Genomic DNA, 2,335 nt, shown 5'->3' with positions numbered 1-2,335 from the left:
GTCGACTCCGGACGTGAACGAGCCTTCGTCGGGTACGGGACACACCGTCCCAAGCTCGACGACAAGGGGCGGCTGACGATCCCCGCCAGATTCAGGCCAGGCCTGGCGGACGGGGTGGTGGTGTGTGGGTGGTTCACCAACACGCTCTCGGTTTTCCCTGAGGACGAGTTCGACGCGCTGGTCAGAAAGGTCCGGCCGACCGCCAACCTCAGCGAGAGGCACATGGCGTTCTTCCGGCTCCTGGTGAGCGGCGCGGAAGTCCAACAACTGGACTCGCAGGGACGGATCTCCATCCCGGCGAGTCAGCGGAACTACGCGGGTCTGGACAAGGACTGCGTCGTCAACGGCCTCGGGGAGCGTCTCGAGGTCTGGGACGCCGAGGCGTGGGACCGCTACAGCGAGGAGAACCTACCCGTGTTCTCCGAGATGGAGGGCACCTCGCTCGGGATCGAATTCTGATCCGGGGAGAGGACGGACACGAGCAAGTGAGAGCACGACGGACGGAGCCCCCCGGCCCCTGCCCGGCACCACCCTGACGTACTTCCCCAACGCCAGGTGGGTACCGGACGGGGACCAGGGGGCTCCACCACAACCGGAGCACCGACGACTTCCGGACGCGAGGAGGCGAGATGGCAGACGAGTCCGACGCCGGCCGCGACGCCACGCGCTCCGGGCACATACCCGTCTTCCTCGAGCGGACCATCGAGTTCTTCCGGCCCGTCGTCGAGGCGGCCGCGCAGGACGGCCGCGTCCCCGTGATCGTGGACGGGACCCTCGGGCTCGGGGGGCATTCCTCCCACCTGCTGGCCGAGTTCGGTGAGCTGCGCATCCTCGGCGTCGACCGTGACCCCGAGGCCTTCGAGATGGCGACCCGTCGCCTCACGGCCTACCGCGACCGGTTCACGCCGGTTCACGCCCGCTTCGACGATTTCGACCGCGTCGTGGCGGCCCTCCCCGGGGAGTCCCGGGACGAGGCGGGCCCCGCGATCGACGGGATCCTGCTCGACTTCGGTGTCTCCTCCATGCAGCTCGATGTGGCCGAGCGAGGTTTCGCGTACTCCGTCGACTCCCCGCTCGACATGAGGATGGACCCCACCACCGGCCCCACCGCGGCCGACATCCTGGCCGACTACCCGCGTGACGACCTCGCCCGCGTCCTGCGCGTCTACGGCGAGGAGCGATTCGCGCGACAGATCGCCGCAGCGATCGTCCGCCGCCGGGACACCGACCCCGTCGTGACCAGCTCCCAACTCGTCGAGCTGCTCTACGACACCATCCCGCAAGGTGCCCGCCGGACCGGCGGACACCCGGGCAAACGCGTGTTCCAGGCCCTGCGCATCGAGGTCAACGCCGAGCTGGAGGCCGTGGAGAACGCGGTGCCCGGATACCTGGACCTGCTTCGCCTCGGCGGCCGTGCGGTGTTCATGTCCTACCACTCCCTCGAGGACAAGATCGTCAAGCGCGAACTGGCCACGCGGACCGCATCGCGGACGCCGGCGGGCCTACCCGTGGAGCTCCCCGGCCACGGTCCCGAGTTCGAGGCGATCACCAGGGGAGCGGAGAAGGCCTCACAGGAGGAGATCGACCACAACCCGCGCTCGGCCTCGGTGCGCGTGCGATGTGTCCGCCGTATCGACGGGAGAACCCCATGACGAGCACGATCGACACGCCCGGCACCGCCGGCGGGCTCGACACCCGCCCGGCGACGACACCGGGCGTCGACGCGCCCGCACCCGCGGGACGACCCGTCGGCCTTCGACGCAAGCCCCTCACCCGCTCGGTGCGCGGCCGCCGGACCGTGGTCGTCCCGGCGGAACGTCTGAGTCCCGCCGAGCTCGCCGCGAGGGTTCCCTTCGTCGTCGTCCTCCTCCTGCTCATCGGCGCGGGGGTGGGCGGCACCCTCCTGCTGTCCGCGCAGACCACCCAGGACACCTACGACCTCAAGAACGCCCGCGACGCCAATGTGGAGTTGGTGGAACGGATGGAAGCCCTGCAGGCGTCCAACGAACGCGCCCGGTCCGCCGAGGTGCTGGCGCAGCGCGCGGAGAAGCTCGGCATGGTCGGAGTCGCCAGCGCACCCATCCTGACCAGGGGATCGGACGGCGTGCTCGAGATCGTCGGTGAGCCCGAGGCGAAGCTCGGCGCGCCGATCAAGCCGCTGCAGCCCGCTCCGGTAGCGTCCGGACCGTCGAGGTCGTCCGACCGGGACGGATTCGACGCCCCGCCCGCGCAGGCGCCCCAGGACCGCACGCCCCGCGGGGTCGCCCCCGTTCCCTATCCGCCCCTCGCAGCCCCTCCGTCCCCGGTCGCCCCACCGCCCGCCATGGCCGAGTCC

Annotated in this window: 3 protein-coding genes; all 3 read left to right on the top strand. The window is 70.7% G+C overall.

Annotation, left to right across the window (positions count from 1 at the left end; genetic code table 11):
• On the top strand, nt 1–459 hold a 459-nt coding region (gene mraZ / locus G6023_RS14905; RefSeq protein WP_182636248.1), incomplete at its 5' end, for a division/cell wall cluster transcriptional repressor MraZ.
• Nucleotides 460–629: 170 nt separating this feature from the next.
• Nucleotides 630–1,652, top strand: a complete 1,023-nt coding sequence (gene rsmH / locus G6023_RS14900; RefSeq protein WP_182636246.1) for a 16S rRNA (cytosine(1402)-N(4))-methyltransferase RsmH — start codon at nt 630–632, stop codon at nt 1,650–1,652.
• A partial coding sequence (gene ftsL, locus G6023_RS14895; RefSeq protein WP_182636244.1) for a cell division protein FtsL occupies nt 1,649–2,335 on the top strand: 687 nt, incomplete at its 3' end. The genes rsmH and ftsL, both read left to right, overlap by 4 nt.

This window comes from Dietzia sp. DQ11-71, assembly GCF_014144995.1.
Lineage (GTDB): Bacteria > Actinomycetota > Actinomycetes > Mycobacteriales > Mycobacteriaceae > Dietzia > Dietzia kunjamensis.
This window is presented reverse-complemented; position numbering and strand designations above follow the sequence as displayed.

Coding starts and splice junctions, on each gene's coding strand:
- rsmH (WP_182636246.1), top strand. CDS start 630: ATGGCAGACGAGTCCGACGCCGGCCGCGACGCCACGCGCTCCGGGCAC.